This is a genomic window from Streptomyces sp. NRRL F-5122, from assembly GCF_001507435.1.
GTDB lineage: Bacteria > Actinomycetota > Actinomycetes > Streptomycetales > Streptomycetaceae > Streptomyces > Streptomyces lannensis.
Genome location: NZ_LMWH01000116.1, coordinates 35,067 through 55,514, shown reverse-complemented (window position 1 = coordinate 55,514; position 20,448 = coordinate 35,067). Strand labels below are relative to the sequence as shown.

Below are 20,448 nucleotides of genomic sequence, written 5' to 3'. Positions count from 1 at the left end.
GCCGCATGGCGGCGCCGGCATCCTCCGGATGCAGAGCGCACCCGGCTGCCCTAGCGTCTTTGCCATGCCCGAGTCCGAGGCGCACGACACCGGTGGCCACGGAGCCCACCGGCGGCCTCCGACACGGGCCGAGCGCTGGGAGGCGGCCAGGCGCTCCCCGTACCTGCCCGCGACGGTCCTCGTGTTCATCATCGCGGTGGTGGCGGGTCTCTTCGCGTGGTCGTACACCTATGCCTTCTCCGATCCCGTGCCGCACCGGGTGCCGGTCGCGGTCGTCGACCCGCACGGCACGGCGCACGGAGCGGCCTTCCTCGCGGGCATGGAGAAGGCGCTGAACGCCTCGCTCGACGTCCACAGATACCCCGACTACGCACAGGCCAGGAACGCGGTCGAGGAGCAGACGGTGTTCGCGATCTTCGACGTGCGCCAGGAGCGGACGGTGACGATGGACGTCTCGTCCGCGTCGGGGGCGTCGGTGGCGCAGGTTCTGGAGCAGGCGGCCCCCGTCGTCGGGGAGAAGGTGGGCACGGACGTCACGGTGCGGGACATCAAACCGAACCAGAGAGGTGATCCGCGCGGTCTGGCCATCTTCTACATCGCGCTGGCGGCGGTGGTGCTCGGCTTCGTGGGCGCGATCCAGATGAATGTGCACGCGAAGGAACTGACCCCGGGCCAGCGCATCGTGTTCACCGTCGCCTACTCCCTGCTCGGGGCGTTCACGATCGCCGCGGTCGTGGACTGGCTGCTCCACGCGGTCGATCTGCCCTTCGTGTCGGCTTGGTTGACATTGGCGCTGACGATGTTCTCCGCGGGCATGGTCTTCCTGATGTTCGCGGTCCTGATCGGACGGTGGGCGATCATCCCCACCTGGGGCCTGATGGTCCTGATCGGCAACCCCTCGTCCGGCGGTGCGGTCTCCTGGCCGCTCCTTCCCCCGCTCCTGGGCGCCGTGGGCCGTTGGCTGCCTACGGGTGCCGCCATCAGCGCCCTCCACACCGAGGTCTACTTCACCGGCCGGCTTCACGCCTTCCCCTTCCTGGTCCTCGCCGGCTGGGCACTTGTCGCCTCGACCGTCTTCTGGCTCTTCAAGCACCGTCATCCCGGGTACCGGAGCGCGGTGGAGCGTTCGGAGTGACGGTGCCGGTGCCACTCCCGCCACGACCGTCCGGACGCTGTCGGCGGGACGCGCGCCGGGGCGAGACCGACCGGCGGCGGCCGCGCCATGGCCTTACGCCCAGGGCCCGTCCGACGGCTTCCACTCAGTCCGACCAGTCGGTATGTTCAACACGCCCCGCCCGTCCGGCCGGACGGGCCCGCGACGGATCGGAGGGCCCATGTCCCAGTACGAGCCAGAGATCGACGGACGGTGCGATCCACGTTTCACGGCGGTCCGCGAGGCGTTCGAGGAGAACTTCCGCGGGCGGCAGGAACTCGGTGCGGCCGTCGCCGTGACGCTGAACGGCGACACGGTGGTGGACCTGTGGGGCGGCTGGGCGGACGCGGGGCGCACCCGGCCATGGGAACGCGACACGGTGGTCGACGTCTGGTCCACGACCAAGGGCCCGGCCGCGCTGTGTCTGCACATCCTGGCCGATCGCGGTCTGCTGGACCTGGACGCTCCGGTGGCCGAGTACTGGCCCGAGTTCGCGGCCGCGGGCAAGGAGTCCGTGCGGGTGCGGCATCTGCTGTCCCACCGCGCCGGCCTCGCCGGACTCAGGGAGCCGCACTCGGCGGACGAGTTGTACGACTGGGAACTGACCGTCGCCCGGCTCGCAGCGACCGAGCCCTGGTGGGAGCCGGGTACGAGAAGCGGCTACCACGCGCTGACCTACGGGTTCCTGGTGGGCGAGGTGGTACGGCGGGTCTCGGGGCTGCTGCCGGGTGCATTCCTGGAGCGCGAGGTGACCGGACCCCTCGGCATCGACTTCACCGTCGGGCTGCCCGAGAAGGAGTCCGGCAGGGCGGCGGAGCTGGTCCAGCCGCCGGTCGCGGACAGCAGTGAGCAGGCCGCGGCCTTCTCCCAGTTGACACCCGTGGCGGTGGCGGCCCTGGCCAATCCGCTGGTCGGTGCCGCCGAGGCCAACAGCCCCGGGTGGCGGGCCGCGGAACTGCCTGCTCTCAACGGCCACGGCACGGCCCGGGCGGTCGCCGCGCTGTACGGGATCTTCGCCGGGCGGGGGTCATGGGACGGACGGCAGGTGCTGTCGCCCGCGGCCGCCGAACGGGTGCGCGAGGGACAGGGCAGCTGCCGGGACCTGGTGCTGGGCGCCGGGCTCGGCAGGGACACGGAGATCGCGCTGGGGGTCTGGCTGAGCGGCACGGAGGGTTCCTACGGACCGAACCCGAGGGCTTTTGGACACGACGGCTTCGGCGGGTCCTGCGGTCTCGCCGACCCCGAGGCGGGCGTGTCCCTCGGCTACGTCATGAACCGGATGGGCCCGCACATCGCCGACGACCCGAGGAAGATGGCGCTCCTGGACGCCCTGTACCGCTCGCTCCAGGCGTAGGCGGTGCGGACGGGATCCGGCCGAACTCCCGGCCCGCCCTTCCCTGTGGTTTAGACCAATGCTAGATCTGGTCGCGCACCGATCCCGCACGGCTACGTCTTGTCACCAGGAGGCGCGGACATGGCCCGCACCACCCGACCGGAACATCCCGACGCACACAAGGAGCCGCTCTATCGGCGGATCGCCGCCGAACTCCTGGGGGAGTTGCGTCAGGGAGCCACCCCGCCCGGCGAACGGCTCCCCGGCGAACGGCAGTTGGCGGCACAGTTCGGCGTCAGCCGGGAGACCGTGCGCCAGGCCCTGCAGATGCTGCGCCACGGAGGTCTCGTCGCCACGGACCGGCGCGGGACTCACGCCGTGCTGCCCGGCGCCGCGCCCGACCTGTCTCCCCTCGCCGGCCTTCCCCGTGGGGGTGGCGCACGACACGGAGCCCGGCCGGGCCACGGTCACCTGGGAGGTGCCCACGCCCGGGCACGCCCGGGCCCTCGGCCTCGCACCCCTGCGGCCGACCCTGGTCCACCGCTACACATCGGCCGCGGTGGACGGGTCCGGGACGAGGACGGCCGTCACCTCCTTCTCCGCGGTCGCCGTGGCCGAGGTGCCGGAGCTGGCCCGCTACCGCGACCGGGCGGACGGCCGCGCCTCGGCGGAACTGTGGCGCGCGTACGACTGGATGCGCACGGCGGGACTGACCCTGCACCACCGCGACACGATCAGCCCGGTGCCGCCGTCGGTACGGGTGACGCGGCAGGTGCACGACCAGTGGGAGCGGCCACTGGAGGTCACCGATCTGACGGTGGAAGCCCGACAGGAGGCACTGGTCTACGAGTTCACCCTGCCCGCCGCCGACTGACGCCGCGGGTCGCGTCCGTTGCCCGCTCCCGAGCGGCCCGTCGCCATCGGTCTTCCGCCGCCCCGGGACCGTGAAGTGGCGGATCCCGGCGCACACCGCACCATCGGGTCAGGGCCGCGGTGCGCCGCTCCCCCGTGTGGCCACGATCAGCCGGCAGCGCGGGCTGCCGTCGGGCCGCCGCCCGAAGGCGGGCAGCGCCCGATGCTCGACCGCGAAACCGGCGCGGGACAGCTCATGCCGTACGTCACCGAAGCGGAAGGTCCGGTAGTACATGACGAAGGGCGGGCGACGGACGGCATTGCGCACGCGCATCACCGCGTCGAAGCCGAGCGACGCCCAGTACCAGGCCGAGTCCGGACGCGGCGGGGCCCCGACGGGGAAGACGAACCGTCCGCCCGGCCGCAGCACGGAGTGGACCTCGGCGAACAGGCCGGGCAGTTCCTCCGGCAGGAAGTGGCCGAACGCACCGAAGCTCACGGCCAGATCGAAGGCGGGACCGAAGGGCAGGGCGCGGGCGTCCGCACGCACCCAGGCGACGCCGGGCGGTCCGTCGGAGCGCACCTGCTCCCGTCCGACGGCCAGCATCCCCGCACTGAAGTCGACGCCCGTCACGCTTCCGCGGCAGACCCTGCGCAGCACATCCACGCCGGCGCCCGTACCGCAGCAGAGGTCGAGCCCGTACTCGAAGGGTCCCAAGGCCTCCAGCTCCCCCTCGACCGCGCCGAGCACGGAGTCCGGCGTGCGGAAAGGGGTGCGGTCGAACTTGGGCGCGAGCAGGTCGTAGCCGCGCTCGACCGAGGACAGCGCCTGAACGGCCAGCTCGCGGAGGGTGGGACCGTGCGGGGAGAACATCATGGTCAGCTTAGGGGCTGCGGGGGACGGACGGGATCCCTTCCCCGTGAGGAGCCGGGACCGGGGCGGACGCTTCCCGGCCGTGCACGCCGGATCGTCCCCGATCAAAGGGGACGCGCCCCTCCGGATCCGCGCACACTGCCGTAGGGTCCCGCCCATGACTTCGTTCCGTCCCGCCCCCGCCTGGCTGGCCGACGCCGTCTTCTACCAGATCTATCCGCAGTCGTTCGCCGACTCCGACGGCGACGGCATCGGCGATTTCAACGGGATCGCCGAGCGTCTCGACCACCTCGAGTGGCTGGGCGTCAACACAGTGTGGCTCAACCCCTGCTTCGTCTCGCCCTTCCGCGACGCGGGGTACGACGTCGCCGACTACCTCACCGTCGCGCCGCGCTACGGCTCCGCCGACGACCTGGCCGCGCTCGTCGACGAGGCGCGCCGCCGCGGTATCCGCGTCCTGCTCGACCTGGTGGCCGGGCACACCTCCGATCAGCACCCCTGGTTCCGGGCTTCCGCCGACGACCCGGAGGACCACCGCTACATCTGGGCCCCCGAGGGCCGTCCCGACGGCTTCGTCCCCTCACCCGGAACCCGTCCCGGCTCGTACCTGCCGAACTTCTTCGACGTCCAGCCCGCGCTCAACTTCGGCTACGCGCGGGAGGATCCGGCCGAACCCTGGCGGCAGCCCGTGGACGCCGAGGGCCCGCGCGCCAACCGCGCGGCGCTCCGCGAGATCATGGACCACTGGCTCCGGCTCGGCCTCGCCGGGTTCCGGGTCGACATGGCCGCCTCACTCGTCAAGGACGACCAGGACCGCTCGGAGACGGCCGGGGTCTGGACCGAGCTCCGGCAGTGGCTGGACCGGGCCCATCCGAAGGCGGTGCTGCTGTCGGAGTGGGGCGACCCGGAGGTGTCGGTCCCGGCGGGCTTCCACACGGACTTCTTCCTGCACTTCGGCGGCCCCACCAACGGCCTGCCCCTGCGCTCGCTGTGGAACAACGGCGAGGGCACGCTGGACGCGGCCTGGGACCCGATGGACTGCTTCTTCGACCCCGAGGGCAAAGGCTCCCCACGCCCGTTCGTGGAGGCGTACGACAAGGCGGCGACGGCCGTGCGGGGCTCCGGCTTCATCTCCCTGCCGACCGCCAACCACGACTTCTCCCGCCTGAACTGCGGCCCCCGTACGCCCGAACAGCTGCCCGCGGCCTTCGCGTTCCAGCTGACGTGGCCGACGCTGCCGGCGATCTACTACGGCGACGAGATCGGTATGCGCTACGTCCCCGGGCTGCCCGACAAGGAGGGCAGCGTCCTCGGTCCGCGCTACAACCGCGCCGGTTCCCGCACCCCGATGCAGTGGGACGACGGTCCGAACGCGGGTTTCTCCACCTCCCCCGGGCACCGGCTCTACCTTCCCCTCGACCCTTCCCCCGATCGCCCCACGGTCGCGGCACAGCGCACCGACGAGACCTCGCTGCTGCACCTCGTACGCCGGCTGATCGCCCTGCGCTCGACCACGCCCGAACTCGGCCCGCAGGGCTCGCTCGAGGTGCTGCACACGGGATACCCCTTCGTGTACGTACGGGGCGGCCGCTATCTGGTGGTCGTCAATCCCCGCCGGGACGAGTCCGCTCATCCCTTCCTCGGCGCCGCCCGCGCCCTGGAGTCCTCCGGTGTGGAGATCTCCGGCGGGGCTGTCACCGCCCGTGGGTTCGGCTACGGCATTTTCGAACTGGACGCTTAGAGCGGTCGGGTGCCCGGGACCGCTGCCCGGCACCCGGCCGCTGCACCACGCCTCGCCTGATGCCCCATCAGGCGAGGCTGCGGCGCGGCGGGTTCCACCCGCCTTCCACATCCCCCGAGGCGGCCTTCGACTTCTGGGAAGTTGGCCGGGACGACAACGTTGCGACGCTTCACCTCTTGACGCGATTGGTTCAGACCTTTAGGTTCCGGGCCGTCAAGTCACTTGCATTCGACCGAAGTTCAGTCGCGTCGACCATCGAGCGAGCACGGCCACGGCGGGCGCCCCGCGCAGGAGCGGGACACCCCCGGCGCCGCACGCATCGTCGTCACCCGGAACGTCCAGAACCGACAAGGAGTGAACTCCGTGATGGCCACCCCCCGCCTCAGACGCTTCTTCCCCAGACGTGCCCTCCTGGGCCGACTCACGGTCGGCGCCGTTCTCGCCGCCGTCCTCATGGCACTCTCGACCGTGCTGCCCGCTCACGCCGCCGACGGCCGGATCACCGGACTCGCCGGCAAGTGCGTCGACGTGGCCGGAGCGAACAGTGCCAACGGCACCGCCGTACAGCTCTACGACTGCAACGGCACCGGAGCGCAGCTCTGGTCCAACCCGGGTGACGGCACCCTGCGGGCGCTCGGCAAGTGTCTCGACGTCGTCGACCGCAGCACCGCCGACGGCGCGGCGGTCCAGCTGTGGGACTGCGCCGGCAGCGCCAACCAGCAGTGGGTGGTCACCGCGGCCCACGACATCGTCAACCCGGCCGCCAACAAGTGCCTGGACGTGCGGGACAACAACTCCGCCAACGGCACCCGCCTGCAGATCTGGAGCTGCACCGGCGCGGCCAATCAGAAGTGGAACGCCCCCGCGGGCGGCGGCGGCAACCAGAACCCGTCCGGATTCGTGGTCACCGAGGCCCAGTTCAACCAGATGTTCCCGAACCGGAACTCCTTCTACACCTACAACGGTCTCGTCCAGGCCCTCAGCTCCTACCCCGGGTTCGCGAAGACCGGCAGCGACACCGTGAAGAAGCAGGAGGCCGCGGCCTTCCTCGCCAACGTCAACCACGAGACCGGCGGGCTGGTCTACGTGGTCGAGCAGAACACGGCCAACTACCCCACCTACTGCGACTGGGGCCAGCCCTACGGCTGCCCCGCCGGTCAGGCGGCGTACTACGGACGCGGTCCCATACAGCTCAGCTGGAACTTCAACTACAAGGCCGCGGGGGACGCGCTCGGCATCGATCTCCTCAACAACCCGTGGCTGGTGCAGAACGACTCCGCGGTGGCCTGGCGCACGGGCCTGTGGTACTGGAACACGCAGTCCGGTCCCGGCACGATGACCCCGCACAACGCGATGGTCAACCAGGCCGGTTTCGGCCAGACGATCCGCAGCATCAACGGCTCCCTGGAGTGCGACGGACGCAACCCCGCACAGGTCCAGAGCCGCGTGGACGCCTACCAGCGCTTCACTTCCATCCTCGGTGTCAGCCCCGGCTCCAACCTGTACTGCTGAGCACGCCGGAGGGCCGGGGTCCCGTACCCCGGCCCTTCCCCTCGCCCCCTGCCTGCCCGGGACACTCGTCCACGGACATCGGCCGCCCGCACGGCCGCCGCGAGCGCGGGATCACAGGCGCACGGGCAGGGTGAGCACGCTGTTGCCCACAAAACTCCCGTGCCGGGGCGGCTCGCCCTCGGGCAGGGCGAGTTCGAGGTCCGGGAAGCGGGTGAACAAGCCCTCCAGTGCGATCCCGGCCTCCAGGCGGGCCAGCGGCGCGCCCAGGCAGTAGTGGGCGCCGTGTCCGAGCGAGAGGCTCCGCACGGCCCCGCCGCGGCGGGGCCGGGTGACGTCGAACCGGTCGGCGTCGGACCCGTGGACGGCCGGGTCGCGCCCGGCGGCGGAGTATCCGGCCAGCACGGGCGTGCCCTTGGGGACGACCGTGCCGCCCACGGTCAGGTCCCGCACGGGATAACGGAAGGGGAAGTAGCTCACGGGAGCGTCCCAGCGCAGGGTCTCCTCGACGACGTCCCCCCAGGTCGCATGACCCGACCGGACGAGTTCGAGCTGGCCGCGGTGGTCGCACAGCGCCCGTACGGCGTTGGTGATCAGATTCAGCGTGGTCTCGTGCCCGGCGATGATCATCAGTACCAGCGTGCCGATCAGCTCCTGCTGGCTGAGCCGGTCGCCTTCCTCGTCGCGGGCGGCGATGAGCGCACTGGTGAGGTCGTCTCCCGGGTGCTCGGCCCTGGCCTGCGCGATCTCGCCGAGGACGGCGACGAGTTCACGGTTCGCGGCGATCACCTGCTGCGGACCGATGTCGGTGGCGACGACATGTCCGGACAGCCGGTGCAGCCGGTCCCGGTGGCGGTCCTCGACACCGAGCAGCTCGCAGATGACCCCCAGTGGCAGAGGCAGCGCGAAGTGCCGCCGCAGATCGGCCACCCCGCCGTCCGACGCGGCCGCACGGGCGAGGTCGTCGAGCAGCGAGACGGTCAGCTCCTCGATGCGGGGCCGCAGCTCCTCGACGCGCCGCGCCGTGAAAGCCCGGCTCACGAGCGAGCGCAGCCGCCGGTGGTCCTCACCGTCCGCGGTGGTCATGCCCTGCACGGTGGCGAAGGTCAGCAGGGGCCAGCCCTCGCTGATCCGCCCCTCGCGCAGTGCGGTGAAGTGCCGCGCGTTCTTCGCGACGTCGGGGTGCGCGAGGAACTCCTTGAGCGCCTCGTGCCCCACCACGGCCATCCCCTCGATCTCCCCCGGCAGGACGACCGGTACGACGGCACCCCGGGCGAGCAGCCGCGCGTTGTCGGCGTGGGGACAGCCGCCCGAAGGGGCCATGCGGTGTGGTGCGGCGGAAGGGGTGTCCACCGGCAACTCCTCGTCGAAGGGGTCGGGACCGACGCCGTACAACGGACGATTCTGCCCCCTCCCGGCATCACACGCAGCTCCCGTGCGCGCCACTGCGCGGGGGTCGTGGCCCGTTCGCACCGGAGTCCGGAATGAACGAGACCGTCGACGCGTTGGACCCTCCAAGAGCTGTGGCGTATCCCGACCGGCCGCTGAGTGCTACAGTGCGATCAGCATTCGTGGACGCCTCTTCTTGGGCGCCGGTGCTCTTTCCTCCTCAGTTCGCTGACTCGTCCGTCCTTCTGCGACCGACGTATCGGCTTTCCCGGATCATCTCGTGAGCGGCGCGTGTCGCCGTGCCCGAGGTACCGATTTCCGCCGCGACGAGGCGTGATCATGCCGCCTCCCGGCCCTTCCCCCTCTTGTCCCGTGCAGTCCGTCCTCGAAAGGACCACTCATGACCCTCACTCTGGAACAACCCCCCGCACAGCAGCAGATCCCGCCCCGGACCGTCACCGGCGTGCTCGACATCGACCAGCAGGGAAAGGGGCATCTGCGCGCCGCCGGCTGCCTGTCCTCGCCCGCCGACCTCCAGGTCGGCCCTGCTCTCGTCCGCCGATACGGGCTGCGCAGGGGCGACTCCGTCGTCGGCACCCCCGGCGGACGCTCCCTCATCGAGGTCGAGAGCGTCAACGGCCGCTCTCCGCAGGAGCTGCGCCACCGCCCGCACTTCCGCGACCTCACCCCGCTGCACCCGCGCCGGCGGCTGCGGCTCGAACACCCGGCGGCCGGCCTGTCCGGACGTGTGCTCGACCTCGTCTCCCCCGTCGGAAAGGGACAGCGCGGGCTCATCGTGGCGCCGCCCAAGACGGGCAAGACCGTGCTGCTCCAGCAGATCGCCGCGGCCCTCGCGGGCAACCACCCCGAGTGCCGGCTGATGGTGGTGCTGCTCGACGAGCGGCCGGAAGAAGTGACCGACATGCGGCGCTCTGTGGACGGAGAGGTCTACGCCTCGACGTTCGACCGGACGCCGAAGCAGCACATCGCGCTCGCCGAACTGGTCGTCGAACGCGCCAAGCGACTCGTCGAACAAGGTGAGGACGTCGTCATCCTGCTCGACTCGCTGACCCGGCTGTGCCGGGCGCACAACAACGTGGCCGCCACCGGCGGCCGCACCCTGAGCGGAGGCGTGGACGCCGCGGCCCTGCACGGCCCCAAGCGGCTGTTCGGCGCCGCGCGCCTGGCCGAGGAAGGCGGTTCGCTCACCATTCTGGCCACCGCGCTGGTGGAGACGGGGTCACGCGCGGACGCCTACTTCTTCGAGGAGCTCAAGAGCACAGGCAACATGGAGCTCCGCCTGGACGACGCCCTCGCCTCCCGCCGGGTCTATCCGGCCGTGGACATCACCGCCTCGGGCACCCGGCGCGAAGAACTCCTCCTTCCGGCACGCGAGTTGACGGCCGTGCGAGGTCTGCGCCGCGCTCTGCAGTCCCGTGAGGGGCAGGCGAACCTGGAGACCCTGCTGGAGCGGATGCGGGCCACTCCCGACAACGCGGCCTTCCTGCGGCTCGTCCAGCCCACGCTGCCCGTCGGCTGAGCAGTTCGGCTCCGATCCCCCGGATGTGCGACATCCGGGTGCACGATCCCCCCACTCGGCCCATCTCTTCGGTGCGTACGCACCCTCACCATTCCTACGATGTCCGGTATGACCATCCGATTCTCGCCCCGCACGGCCTCCTCCTGGTGCGCTCTCAGCGTGATCTGTGCGCTGGCCCTGCCGGCGCACCCGGCGGCCTCCGACACGGGAAGCGGCCCCGGCGCCCCCCGCCCGGCCGCCTCGCTCCTGTATGCGTCCGGGACGCAGGTGCAGCCGCGCTCAGGGGCCCCCGCGCTGCCGGATGTGTCGGCGCTGTCCTGGGTGGTCGGCGACGCCACGACGGGCGAGGTGCTCGCCGCGCACGACGCGCACCGCGCACTGCCGCCCGCGAGCACGCTCAAGACGCTGTTCGCCCTGACGGTCCTGCCGGTGCTGCCCGCCGACACCCGGCACACCGTCACCAACCGGGAACTGCAGGGCATCGGGGCGGGCAGCAGCCTCGTCGGCGTCCAGGAGGGCCATACCTACCAGGTGAGCGATCTGTGGCGGGGCGTCTTCCTGAACTCCGGCAACGACGCCGTGCACGTCCTGGCCGCGATCAACGGCGGTGTGCCTTCGACGGTCCGTCAGATGCAGGCCAAGGCGCACGAGCTGGGCGCCCTGGACACGCACGTGGTCTCACCCGACGGGTACGACGCCGATGGTCAGGTGTCGTCGGCCTACGACCTCGCGGTGTTCGGGCGGGCCGGGCTCCAGAACGCGGACTTCCGGCGCTACTGCGGCACCGTCGAATCGCGGTTCCCCGCCAACGGCGCAGCCTCGTTCGAGATCGCGAACACCAACAGGCTGTTGACCGGCCGCGACGGGGTGGCCGCCTACCCCGGTCTGATCGGCATCAAGAACGGCTACACCACCAACGCGGGCAACACGCTCGTGGCCGCCGCGCGCCACGGCGGGCGCACCCTCATCGTGACGGTGATGAACCCTCAGCGGCACCGCGGCCACGACGTCTACGAAGAGGCCCGTTCGCTGCTCGACTGGGGCTTCACCGCCGCCGGACGCGTCACACCGGTCGGCTCGCTCCTGCCCGAGCGGCCGGCCGTGTCACGGTCCGGGCCGACCGCGGTGCCGACCGCGGCGGCGGCGGCCCCCGACTGGCCGGCGAGGGCCGTGCTCGCGGGAACGGTCGGGTTGGCCGTGGGAGCGGTGGTCGCGCTGGCACTCTGGCTCAGAGGCAGACGGTCGGCCCGCGGCTGACCGACCGGCAGCCACAGCAGCAGACCGAGGGTGATCCACACATAGGTGTTGCTGCCGAGGAAGCCGTCGATCCCCGACGCGTCGTCGAACCACAGCCACACCACGCTGCTGCACAGCACGGCGTAGAGGACGGCCGCAAACCGCAGCCGGCGCGCGTGCACCAGAACGGCGAACGACGGCAGCAGCCAGACGAGATGGTGCACCCAGGTGATCGGGCTGATCAGGCAGGCCGTGAGCCCGGTGAGCGCGAAGGCGGCCCGCCAGTCCCCGGACCGCAGCGCCCGGTGCGTGCGCCACACCCACACCGCGAGGACGGCGAGGACGGCCAGGGCCCAGGCGGCGTGGCTCGGATCGTCCGGCGCCGCGAGCCGGGCGAGGACGCCCTGCAGCGACTGGTTGGAGACGTAGTCGAGGCGCCCGACGCGGTTCGTGTCCCACAGGGCGTGCGCCCAGTAGAATCGGGAGGCGCCCGGCGCGGCCCAGGCCGCGAGCAGGGTGGCGGCCACGGCGACGGCCGTCGCGACGGCGGCGGCCCGCCATCTGCGGGCGATCAGCAGCAGGCCGATGAAGACCGCGGGCGTGAGCTTCACGGCCGCCGCGAGCCCGATACCGATGCCGGCGAAACGCCCCCGCCCGCTGGACAGCAGCCAGGCGTCGATGAGCACGAGGGCCAGCAGCAGCAGGTTGACCTGCCCGAAGCTGAAGGTGTCCCGTACGGGTTCGAGCAGCGCCAGCGCGCATGCGGCCAGGGCCCAGCCGAACCAGCCGTAGCGGCGCAGTTCCGGACCGATCAGGATCCACAGCACGAAGGAGACGGCGGCGAGGTTGAGCAGCAGCGCGCAGCCGATGGCCGTGTTCAGGCCGACGAACGCCATCGGCAGCATGCTCAGGGCGGCGAACGGCGGATAGGTGAAGCCGTACGTCGTCCCGGGCACCCGGTAGTCGTAGATGTGGCCGCCGTGGTGCATCCAGGCGTCCACCGTCCCGTAGTAGACGCGCAGGTCGAACCAGCCGCGCAGCAGCGGCACCGTCGCGGTGAAGAGGGTCACGGCGGCGGCGAGACACAGGACCAGTACGAGCCGTCCGCGCTCGGTGTGGGGCGCTCTCACGCGGTCCGTCCCAACACCGGCGTCTGGGCCGCCTGGTGCGCCTGCCACAGCACGACCACGGCGAGTACGCCGCCCGAGACGGCGAGGACCACCTGGGGTACGTCGGGCGGTCCGCCGCTCGGCAGCACGGCGAGGGCGAGGACGGCGGTGGCGGCGGCCACCCGGTGGCGTACGGAGGCGCTGGGCGCCGCCGCGGCGATGAGGAACAGTCCCCACAGGGCGTACCAGGGCCGGATCGCCGGTCCGAGTACGGCCACGACGGCGAGGCTCAGACCGAGCGCGTAGATCGGTCCGGGCCGCAGTTTGAGCCATATGAAGAGCACTGCAAGCATGGTGGCAAGAAGTCCGGCCGCGTGCCACACGGGGATCGCGAGGGGCGCGAAGCCGCTGCCGAAGCCGCCCAGCAGACGACCGGTGATCCGGCCCAGAACGCTCGTGGGCGACCAGTTGTGCGGCGAGATGGGTGTCCTGAGCGCCGCGACCCAGCCGTATCCCGTGCCGGCGAGCAGGGTGACCCCCACGGTGGTGAGGACCGCCGCGACCGTCGTCGTCGCCACCGCTCTGGCGAGGCCCACATGGCGGCGCAGAGCGATGACGGCCAGCAGGCCGAGCGCGGCCGGTGCCTTGACCAGCGCGGCGAGCGTCACGAGGACGACTCCGAGGAGATGCAGGCGGCCGCGGGCGGCCAGCAGGCCCACGCCCAGCAGCCCCAGCATCATGGCGTCGTTGTGGGCGCCGGCGACCAGGTGCAGCAGCACCAGCGGGTTGAGCGCGCCGAGCCACAGCGCGGCGGCCGGATCGGCACCGCACTGCCGGGCGAGGCGCGGCAGCGCCGCGGCCATCAGGGCCACGCCGACGAGGGCGACCAGCCGCATGCCGATCAGACCGGCGGGCAGTTCGCCGCGGGTCAGTCCGGAGAGCGCCGAGGCGACACCGAGGAAGACGGGCCCGTAGGGGGCCGCGGTGTCCCGCCACACCGGCGCCACCTCGTCCGCCAGCGGGCCGCCGAGCTGTGCGGGCCCGTGCGCGTACACGTCGATGTGCGCATCGACCATGGCGCCCTGCGCGAGGTAGCTGTACACGTCGCGGCTGAACAGCGGCGGTGCGAGCAGCAGCGGTGCCGCCCAGACGGCGAGGACGAGCAGCAGTGCGCGCGGCGTGGGCGGCTCGGGACCGCGGATCACCCTGCCGAGCAGCGCCCAGGCGGCGATCAGCAGGACGACCCCGAAGTAAACACCCACGAGTCCGAGGGCGGCACGCCCGGACTCGGGGGAGACCAGATCCGCGACCGGCAGTGCTCCGGCGGTCTCACCGCCCAACGCGAGAAAGGCGGTACCGGCCAGACCGAGCGCCTGGCAGCGGCGGAGATCGACAGGGAAAGCCATGGCCAACACTCCGAAAGCGTGTCAACGACGGGTGGCGAGAAAGCGACGTCCGTCCCTCGCCGCGGCGGCCTCCACATGACCTCCGTGTGATCGGCAGTTCATCTGGGCTTCGCAGAGCCCGGTCAGAGCCTCGAACTCAGAAGACGGACAACCCCGTGAGGGTCGTGAAGCGGTCGAGTGCCGCAACACCCGCCACCGAGTTGCCGCGTTCGTCGAGCCCCGGGCTCCACACGCACAGGGTGCACCGGCCGGGGACGACCGCGACGATGCCGCCGCCGACGCCGCTCTTGCCGGGGAGGCCGACCCGGTAGGCGAAGTCGCCCGCGGCGTCGTATGTGCCGCAGGTCAGCATCACCGCGTTGACCTGCTTGGCCTGGCTGCGCGTCAGAAGCCGGGTGCCGTCGGCACGCAGTCCGTGCCGGGCCAGGAATCCGGTGGCCAGGGCGAGGTCCGCGCAGGACGCCTCGATGGAGCACTGCCGGAAGTACTCCTCGAGGAGGACCGGCACCGGGTTGTCGATGTTGCCGTAGGACGCCATGAGATGGGCCAGGGCGGCGTTGCGGTCGCCGTGCACGGTCTCGGAGGCCGCCACGTCCAGGTCGAAGGCGAGCGCCGGGTTTCCGCTCTCCGCTCTGAGGAACTCGAGCAGGGTCTCCGCCGCGTGGCCCGTACGGGTGTGCAGCCGGTCGGTGACGACAAGGGCGCCCGCGTTGATGAAGGGATTGCGCGGGATGCCGTTCTCGTACTCCAGTTGGACCAGCGAGTTGAAGGGGTTGCCCGAGGGCTCCCGGCCCACGTGCTCCCACAGTGCGTCGCCCTCACCCGCCAGGTCGAGGGCGAGCGTGAAGACCTTGCTGACGGACTGGGCGGAGAACGGTTGCCGCCACTCCCCCACGCCGTACACGGTTCCGTCCGGCTCGCACACCGCCATGCCGAAGCGGCGCGGGTCCAGAGCCGCGAGCGCGGGGATGTAGTCCGCGGCGCGCCCGCGCCCGGGCGTCCTCTCGATCTCCTCGGCGATGCGTTCCAGTACGTGCTGGAAGGCCGGCGACGACGGCATGGACTCCATCGTGCCGCCTCGCGGGCCGGATCGCTCACCCGATCCGCCTCGGGCTGAGGGGCTGGGCGTGAAGCCGGTCGTCGGCTCCACGCCCCATGTCCGATGCACGACCGTCCCACGGCGTCCCGCGGACCGCGGGCGGCCCGGGATCAGTTGAGCGTGCCGGTCGCCAACAACCCCAGAAGACCCACACCGACGACGATCCGGTAGATGACGAAGGCGTTGAAGGAGTGCTTGGCGACGAACTTCAGCAGCCAGGCGATCGAGGCGTACGCGACCACGAACGAGACGATCGTGCCGACGGCCAGCGGCGCGGCGCCCACCCCCGTGCCGAGCGCGTCCTTCAATTCGTAGATTCCGGCGCCCGTGAGCGCGGGGATGCCGAGGAAGAACGACAGACGCGTGGCGGCGACGCGGTCGAGGTCGAGGATGAGCGCGGTCGACATCGTGGCGCCGGAGCGGGAGAAGCCCGGGAAGAGCAGCGCGAGGATCTGCGAGCCGCCCACCAGCATCGCGTCCTTGAACGAGGTGTCGTCCTCACCGCGCTTGTGCCGGCCCATCTGGTCCGCGCACCACATCACGCCACTGCCGACGATCAGCGAGCCCGCCACCACCCACAACGAGGCGAGCGGACCGTCGATGAGAGGCTTGGCGGCCAGGCCCACCAGGACGATCGGGATGGTCGCGGCGATCACCCACCAGGCGAACTTGTAGTCGTGGTGGTACCGCTCCTCCCGGTTCACCAGGCCCCTGAACCAGGCCGAGACGATCCGCACGATGTCCTTGAAGAAGTACAGGAGCACGGCGGCGATCGCACCCACCTGGATGACGGCCGAGAAGCCGACGACGGCCTGGTTGTCGACGGGGATGTCCATCAGGCCTTCAGTGATCTTGAGATGGCCGGTCGACGAGACGGGAAGGAATTCGGTCACCCCCTCGACGACTCCGAGGACTACGGCCTGACCGACGTTGATGACGCTCATGGGATCCAGTTCTGAGAAGTTGGTCGACAGTGCTGTAGACGGTAGTACTGCAAGAAGGTTCTACTACGCGCGGGCCACGTCCGCCGAGCGGGGCCACCGCGCCCCGGCGGACAGAACGGCGGCAACGGCGCATCCGGACCCGCAGCCGCGCCCGCCATGACGTTGGCGGCAGCGTAGGACCCCGCCCCGTCCCGGCCGGCCGCAGGGTCTCCTGTGCGAACGCCCGACAGGGGTCCGGTGTCTCGCACCGCCGCCTGCCGATCGGAAAACGCAGGTGGGACGAGCCGGGGCCGACCGCGCACGCGGCGGCCGGCATGCCCCGCACCGCACAGCCCGCGGCATCGATCACGGCGGCGCCCCGGGCGAGGACCGTGTGACGGCACTGGGCCTGTCCACTTCGGCGCGACCACCACCCACGACCGATTCACAACGAGTTCTCACCTTCCCCGTCCGGGAATCGGATGCTCCGACAGGCTTCTCATGGGGAGACCTCTCCTACCCGCCGGGGCCCTGTCGAACGGGCACGCTCGATCGCAAGTAGGGACCCCCGGCGGTAGCACCGTGAGCCTGGCAGGGCGGGCCCCACCATCGCGCCGCGCTACATGATCGCGGCCGGGTAACAGGGTAACGGCTCCCGTGGACACGCGGACGCGGAGACGCCGCCGGGGGTTCGCCCGGCCTTCGCCGCTGCCGCCGCCCGCTCGCCGCAGGCGCACGCCCAAGAGCCCGGGCTACCACCCCTTCTCGAACATGCGCGCGATCTCGGCGATGCGTACCTCGTCACAGCGGTAGTACGTACGCAGCCGGATCCTCCTGGTGCGCAGCAGACCGACGGCGGCGAGGAGGCGCAGATCGGCCTCGGCGACGGAGCGGGGGACGGCGAGCTTCTCGGCCACGGCCGCCGCCGGCACCCCGTCCTCGGCCCGGTCGCCGTGCCGTGACGGCGGGAAGTGGGCCACCGGATCCCTCAGCCACTCGAGAATGCGCATCCGCCGCCCGTTCACGGGTCTCTTCAGCATCCCGCCCCCTTGTACCGCCCTCCCACCCACTCTCGCGCGCGATGCGGGGCGGAGCCGAGGTCCGAATGCGCCGAAGTGGCGGGGTCTGCCGTCCCTGCCGGGGTCGGGCCCGGGTGCGCAGCGGCGGAAGGGGCTCTGCGGGCGCGCCGGAACCGGTCAGTTTCGGAGAAGCCGTCGGGCGATCCGCGGCCCTAGCGTGGCAGCGACGGATCACGTCGGTCCGTCCATCACGGAGGAGCACCCATGACCACCGGCCTCACGACCATCATCTATCCCGTCAAGGACCTCAGCAGGGCGAAGGCGGTCTTCCGCGCGCTCCTGGAAGTGGAGCCCTACGCGGACGAGCCGTACTACGTCGGATTCAGGGCTGCCGGGCAGGAACTGGGACTCGACCCGAACGGCCACGCCAAGGGCATGACGGGTCCGGTGCCCTACTGGCAGGTGCCCGACCTCAGGGCACGTCTCGCGGCGCTGCTGGACGCCGGGGCCGAGCTGCTCCAGGACGTCCAGGACGTCGGCGGGGGCAAGCTGATCGCCTCGGTCAGGGACGTGGACGGCAACCTGGTCGGACTGCTCCAGGAGCCGGTCGCCTAGGGCCTGGAAGCCGGGCACCACCGCACCGCCCCGGCACCGGCGGGTTTGCTTGCAGGCGCACTAGTTGCACTGTAAACAAAGGGTCGCTTTTCTGTTACCGTGCGGGTATGGCAGCGAACACGGCCGGTGCCCGGCTCGAGGAGCAGTGGCGGGACATCCTGTCGGTCCACGCTCGCACCATGTGCGAGATCGACCGCGTGCTGCATCCGCACGGCCTCGGCGCGAGCGACTTCGAGGTGCTCGACATCCTCGCCGACGAGACTCCCGATCATGGCTCCCAGTGCCGGGTGCAGAACATCGCCGGACGCGTCCATCTGAGCCAGAGCGCCCTGTCCCGGCTGATCGCGCGGCTGGAGAAGGACGGTCTTGTACTGCGCTCGGTGTGCGAGGAGGACCGGCGCGGGGTGTGGGTCGCACTGACCGAGCGGGGCCGCGAACTGCACGCTCTGGTACTGCCGTTGCAGCGCGAGGTCCTGACCCGCACGCTTACCGGGGTGTGACCCGTCAGACGCTGAACTCCGCGCCGTCCGGGAGGACTTCGGCCCCGGCCACGATCACAGGACGGCGGGCCGCCGGGACCGGGGCCCGCAGCGGGTCCGTACCGCCGGGGGGACTGTGGATCCGGCCCTGACCCGGATGCCGGGCCAGGGCGACAAGACTGCCGTGCTCACCCGTGACGCCGGGCTGCCCCGCGGACGCCGTCCCGGACTCGTCCGGTACGGCGGTACCCATCTCCTCCGCGGCGTAGAACGTGCCGTCCAGCAGTGCGCAGTCGGCCGTCAGCAGCAGTTCGTCCAGGGACCGGGACCGGACGCCCACGCGCGGCGCGTACACGAGGACACCACCCGTGGCCAGATCCTCGACGCGATAGGCGATCACCCAGGGGGCGGATCCGCGGGTACCGCGTGGACACCCGGGCATCCTGTCGCCGACCGGATGAGCCGTGACGACCAGACCACCGGACAGAACGAATCCGCCCTCGGTCAGGGCGTCCGCCCAGTGCCACACCGCGTGGCGGTCGAGGGCCGCGCGCAGCGGGGCCAGCGCCTCCAGGACCGGTGGCGCCGCGTACACCTTGAGATCCTCGGCCCCGCGCAGCACGCCCAGGCCCGTGACGTGGTCGGCCTCCGCGTCGGTCAACAGCACGCCCCTGACCGGGGTGTCCCGCGGACCGGGCCCCGGGCGGAGCGGGGCGGCCGCCGTCAGCTGGGTCCGGATGTCGGGTGAGGCGTTGAGCAGCCACCAGTCCCGCGAGTTGCCCGAGACGGCGACGCATTCCTGGCTGCGGCAGGGCAGTTCGCCATCGCGCGCCGCGTGGCACAGCGGGCATGCGCAGTTCCACTGCGGGAAGCCGCCACCGGTCGCCGTGCCCAGCAGTACGACCCTCACGACCATCCCCCCCAGCACCATCGGCCGCCTCCCGTGGGATCTTCCCTCCGCACGGTCCCGGCTACCCTGCCGCAGGAGGCAGTTCCGGCCGATCTCCGGCCGGCTGCCGGTCGACGGGGCGCCGGGGCGGGATCGGGGTGAAGACGAAGTCACGCGGACCGCTCCACAGCCCCGGGACGGCGTCGAAGCGGCGGCACAGTTGGTACGCGATCGCCTCGTAGTTGACCCGCCAGCCGTGGAAGTGCGGCCAGGCCTCCTTGGCCGACCGCTCGGCCGGGAACCCCGCCGTCGACACCATCGTGACGGCCGCCTCGAACTCCGCGAAGGTGAGCTGGATCGGGGCGTCCGGGTCCGGGTCCGCGTCGAACGGGATACGCAGGGCACGCGCGATGTCACGCAGGGCGGAGAAGCCGGCCCGCAGTACCAGTCGGGCCTCCGGCGGGGCGCTGCCGGGGGTCAGCGAGAGCTGCATCGCCGCCGCGTCCATGACGGAGACCAGGCCGACCAGCCAGTGGCGGTGGGCCCGCGGCGAGCGGAACGAGAGCAGCACCGGATAGGTGGAGTGGCTCTCGCCGATGTCCGACGCCTGCCGCTCCCAGGCCCGGTAGAGCTCGGCCAGCGCGGTCTCGGTGTCGACGAGCCACTGCCTGGCCAGGATCTCGGGCCCCCAGGCCGGTTCGCCTGCCCTGGACTGGAGCAGGGTCACCTCGAGCTCGCGGCGGTTGTAGGCGGCGTACAGGGTGGGCAGGTAGGCGATCTGCAGGGCGATGAGCACCGGCCCGGTGGCCGCCGCGAGGAAGTCCAGCGCGGACAGGTGCAGCCGCCGGCCGCTGGCGAAGCCGAGCGTGAACAGGCTGGAGCCCGCCTCGCGGAAGGAGTCGGCCCAGCCCAGTGAGGACAGCGAGTACAGCAGCAGGCCGAACGCGATGAGCGCCCCGCCGAGCCAGGTCGCGAGCATGCCCATCAGGATCAGCGATCCGAGCCAGGTCTGTGCGCGGTCGATGGCCTGGTAGCCCCCGCGCAGGGCGCCGAGCCGCAGCACGCCGCGCAGGACCCACCACAACCGGTACATGAGCGCCGAATACAGGCCGCGCGGTACCACCAGCGTGCGCAGGATGCTGGCGACGACGGCCACGAGCAGCAGCGCGCCGACCGCACCGGAGATCCATCTCATGCGGTCATTGTGACCTCGGCCGGACGCGTCCCGGCGCGGTGGTTCCCCTGCAAGGGCGCGCGCCCCGGTGCGCCCGCGGCCGCGCGG

At 71.6% G+C, this 20,448-nt stretch carries 16 protein-coding genes and 2 pseudogenes; 9 read left to right on the top strand and 9 right to left on the bottom strand.

The window, feature by feature from the left end; translation table 11 throughout:
- The first annotated feature begins 64 nt into the window (after positions 1–64).
- The 3 genes and pseudogenes from ADL25_RS13345 to ADL25_RS13335 all read left to right on the top strand — a co-directional run bounded on the left by ADL25_RS13345 (position 65) and on the right by ADL25_RS13335 (position 3,360).
- Positions 65–1,135 carry an ABC transporter permease gene (locus ADL25_RS13345; protein ID WP_059127914.1) on the top strand — a complete coding sequence of 357 codons (1,071 nt, stop codon included), beginning with the start codon at positions 65–67 and terminating at the stop codon, positions 1,133–1,135.
- A 199-nt stretch (positions 1,136–1,334) separates the two neighbouring features.
- Positions 1,335–2,507: a serine hydrolase domain-containing protein gene (locus tag ADL25_RS13340; RefSeq protein ID WP_059127913.1), complete on the top strand. Its 1,173-nt coding sequence runs from the start codon at positions 1,335–1,337 to the stop codon at positions 2,505–2,507.
- Positions 2,508–2,627: 120 nt separating this feature from the next.
- Positions 2,628–3,360: pseudogene (locus tag ADL25_RS13335) on the top strand (GntR family transcriptional regulator).
- 108 nt (positions 3,361–3,468) lie between these two features.
- Here ADL25_RS13335 and ADL25_RS13330 read toward each other — a convergent pair.
- Positions 3,469–4,212 (bottom strand): class I SAM-dependent methyltransferase, encoded by a 744-nt coding sequence (locus ADL25_RS13330; RefSeq protein ID WP_059128182.1) that lies wholly within the window; start codon positions 4,210–4,212, stop codon positions 3,469–3,471.
- A 157-nt stretch (positions 4,213–4,369) separates the two neighbouring features.
- Here ADL25_RS13330 and ADL25_RS13325 point away from each other — a divergent pair, with 157 nt between their 5' ends.
- Positions 4,370–5,953 (top strand): alpha-amylase family glycosyl hydrolase, encoded by a 1,584-nt coding sequence (locus tag ADL25_RS13325; RefSeq protein WP_059127912.1) that lies wholly within the window; start codon positions 4,370–4,372, stop codon positions 5,951–5,953.
- A gap of 453 nt (positions 5,954–6,406) precedes the next feature.
- Positions 6,407–7,465, top strand: a complete 1,059-nt coding sequence (locus ADL25_RS13320) for a glycoside hydrolase family 19 protein (RefSeq protein WP_252125291.1) — start codon at positions 6,407–6,409, stop codon at positions 7,463–7,465.
- Between the two features lie 111 nt (positions 7,466–7,576).
- On the opposite strand, the gene ADL25_RS13315 is transcribed toward ADL25_RS13320, so the two are convergent.
- Entirely contained in the window at positions 7,577–8,785 is a 1,209-nt protein-coding gene (locus ADL25_RS13315) for a cytochrome P450 family protein (protein ID WP_199839155.1), read from the bottom strand.
- Positions 8,786–9,251: 466 nt separating this feature from the next.
- Here ADL25_RS13315 and rho point away from each other — a divergent pair, with 466 nt between their 5' ends.
- Positions 9,252–10,391: a transcription termination factor Rho gene (rho, locus tag ADL25_RS13310; protein ID WP_059127910.1), complete on the top strand. Its 1,140-nt coding sequence runs from the start codon at positions 9,252–9,254 to the stop codon at positions 10,389–10,391.
- 99 nt (positions 10,392–10,490) lie between these two features.
- Positions 10,491–11,318: pseudogene (locus ADL25_RS46030) on the top strand (D-alanyl-D-alanine carboxypeptidase family protein); the annotation flags it as partial.
- A gap of 83 nt (positions 11,319–11,401) precedes the next feature.
- Here ADL25_RS46030 and ADL25_RS51830 read toward each other — a convergent pair.
- The 5 genes from ADL25_RS51830 to ADL25_RS13280 form a co-directional block, all read right to left on the bottom strand.
- The gene (locus ADL25_RS51830) at positions 11,402–12,757 is read right to left on the bottom strand and encodes a glycosyltransferase 87 family protein (protein WP_059127908.1); all 1,356 of its coding nucleotides are present in this window, start codon (positions 12,755–12,757) and stop codon (positions 11,402–11,404) included.
- Positions 12,754–14,142 carry a polyprenol phosphomannose-dependent alpha 1,6 mannosyltransferase MptB gene (mptB, locus tag ADL25_RS13295; protein WP_059127907.1) on the bottom strand — a complete coding sequence of 463 codons (1,389 nt, stop codon included), beginning with the start codon at positions 14,140–14,142 and terminating at the stop codon, positions 12,754–12,756. Before mptB ends, ADL25_RS51830 begins: the two co-directional genes overlap by 4 nt.
- Before the next feature lie 136 nt (positions 14,143–14,278).
- A complete protein-coding gene (locus ADL25_RS13290; protein ID WP_402524973.1) occupies positions 14,279–15,202 on the bottom strand; it encodes a glutaminase in 924 nt (307 codons plus the stop codon).
- 149 nt (positions 15,203–15,351) lie between these two features.
- Entirely contained in the window at positions 15,352–16,185 is an 834-nt protein-coding gene (locus tag ADL25_RS13285) for an undecaprenyl-diphosphate phosphatase (protein WP_059127905.1), read from the bottom strand.
- Positions 16,186–16,916: 731 nt separating this feature from the next.
- A complete protein-coding gene (locus tag ADL25_RS13280) occupies positions 16,917–17,204 on the bottom strand; it encodes a helix-turn-helix domain-containing protein (RefSeq protein ID WP_059127904.1) in 288 nt (95 codons plus the stop codon).
- Positions 17,205–17,447: 243 nt separating this feature from the next.
- Between ADL25_RS13280 and ADL25_RS13275 the strand changes: the two genes are divergently transcribed.
- Both ADL25_RS13275 and ADL25_RS13270 read left to right on the top strand, forming a co-directional pair.
- Positions 17,448–17,798 carry a VOC family protein gene (locus ADL25_RS13275; RefSeq protein ID WP_059127903.1) on the top strand — a complete coding sequence of 117 codons (351 nt, stop codon included), beginning with the start codon at positions 17,448–17,450 and terminating at the stop codon, positions 17,796–17,798.
- Between the two features lie 107 nt (positions 17,799–17,905).
- Positions 17,906–18,298, top strand: a complete 393-nt coding sequence (locus ADL25_RS13270; RefSeq protein ID WP_059127902.1) for a MarR family winged helix-turn-helix transcriptional regulator — start codon at positions 17,906–17,908, stop codon at positions 18,296–18,298.
- Positions 18,299–18,302: 4 nt separating this feature from the next.
- Here ADL25_RS13270 and pqqB read toward each other — a convergent pair whose 3' ends face one another.
- Together pqqB and ADL25_RS13260 are read right to left on the bottom strand one after the other, a co-directional pair.
- Positions 18,303–19,208: a pyrroloquinoline quinone biosynthesis protein PqqB gene (gene pqqB, locus ADL25_RS13265; protein WP_234380892.1), complete on the bottom strand. Its 906-nt coding sequence runs from the start codon at positions 19,206–19,208 to the stop codon at positions 18,303–18,305.
- A gap of 40 nt (positions 19,209–19,248) precedes the next feature.
- The gene (locus ADL25_RS13260; RefSeq protein ID WP_059127901.1) at positions 19,249–20,361 is read right to left on the bottom strand and encodes a hypothetical protein; all 1,113 of its coding nucleotides are present in this window, start codon (positions 20,359–20,361) and stop codon (positions 19,249–19,251) included.
- Between the last annotated feature and the right edge of the window lie 87 nt (positions 20,362–20,448).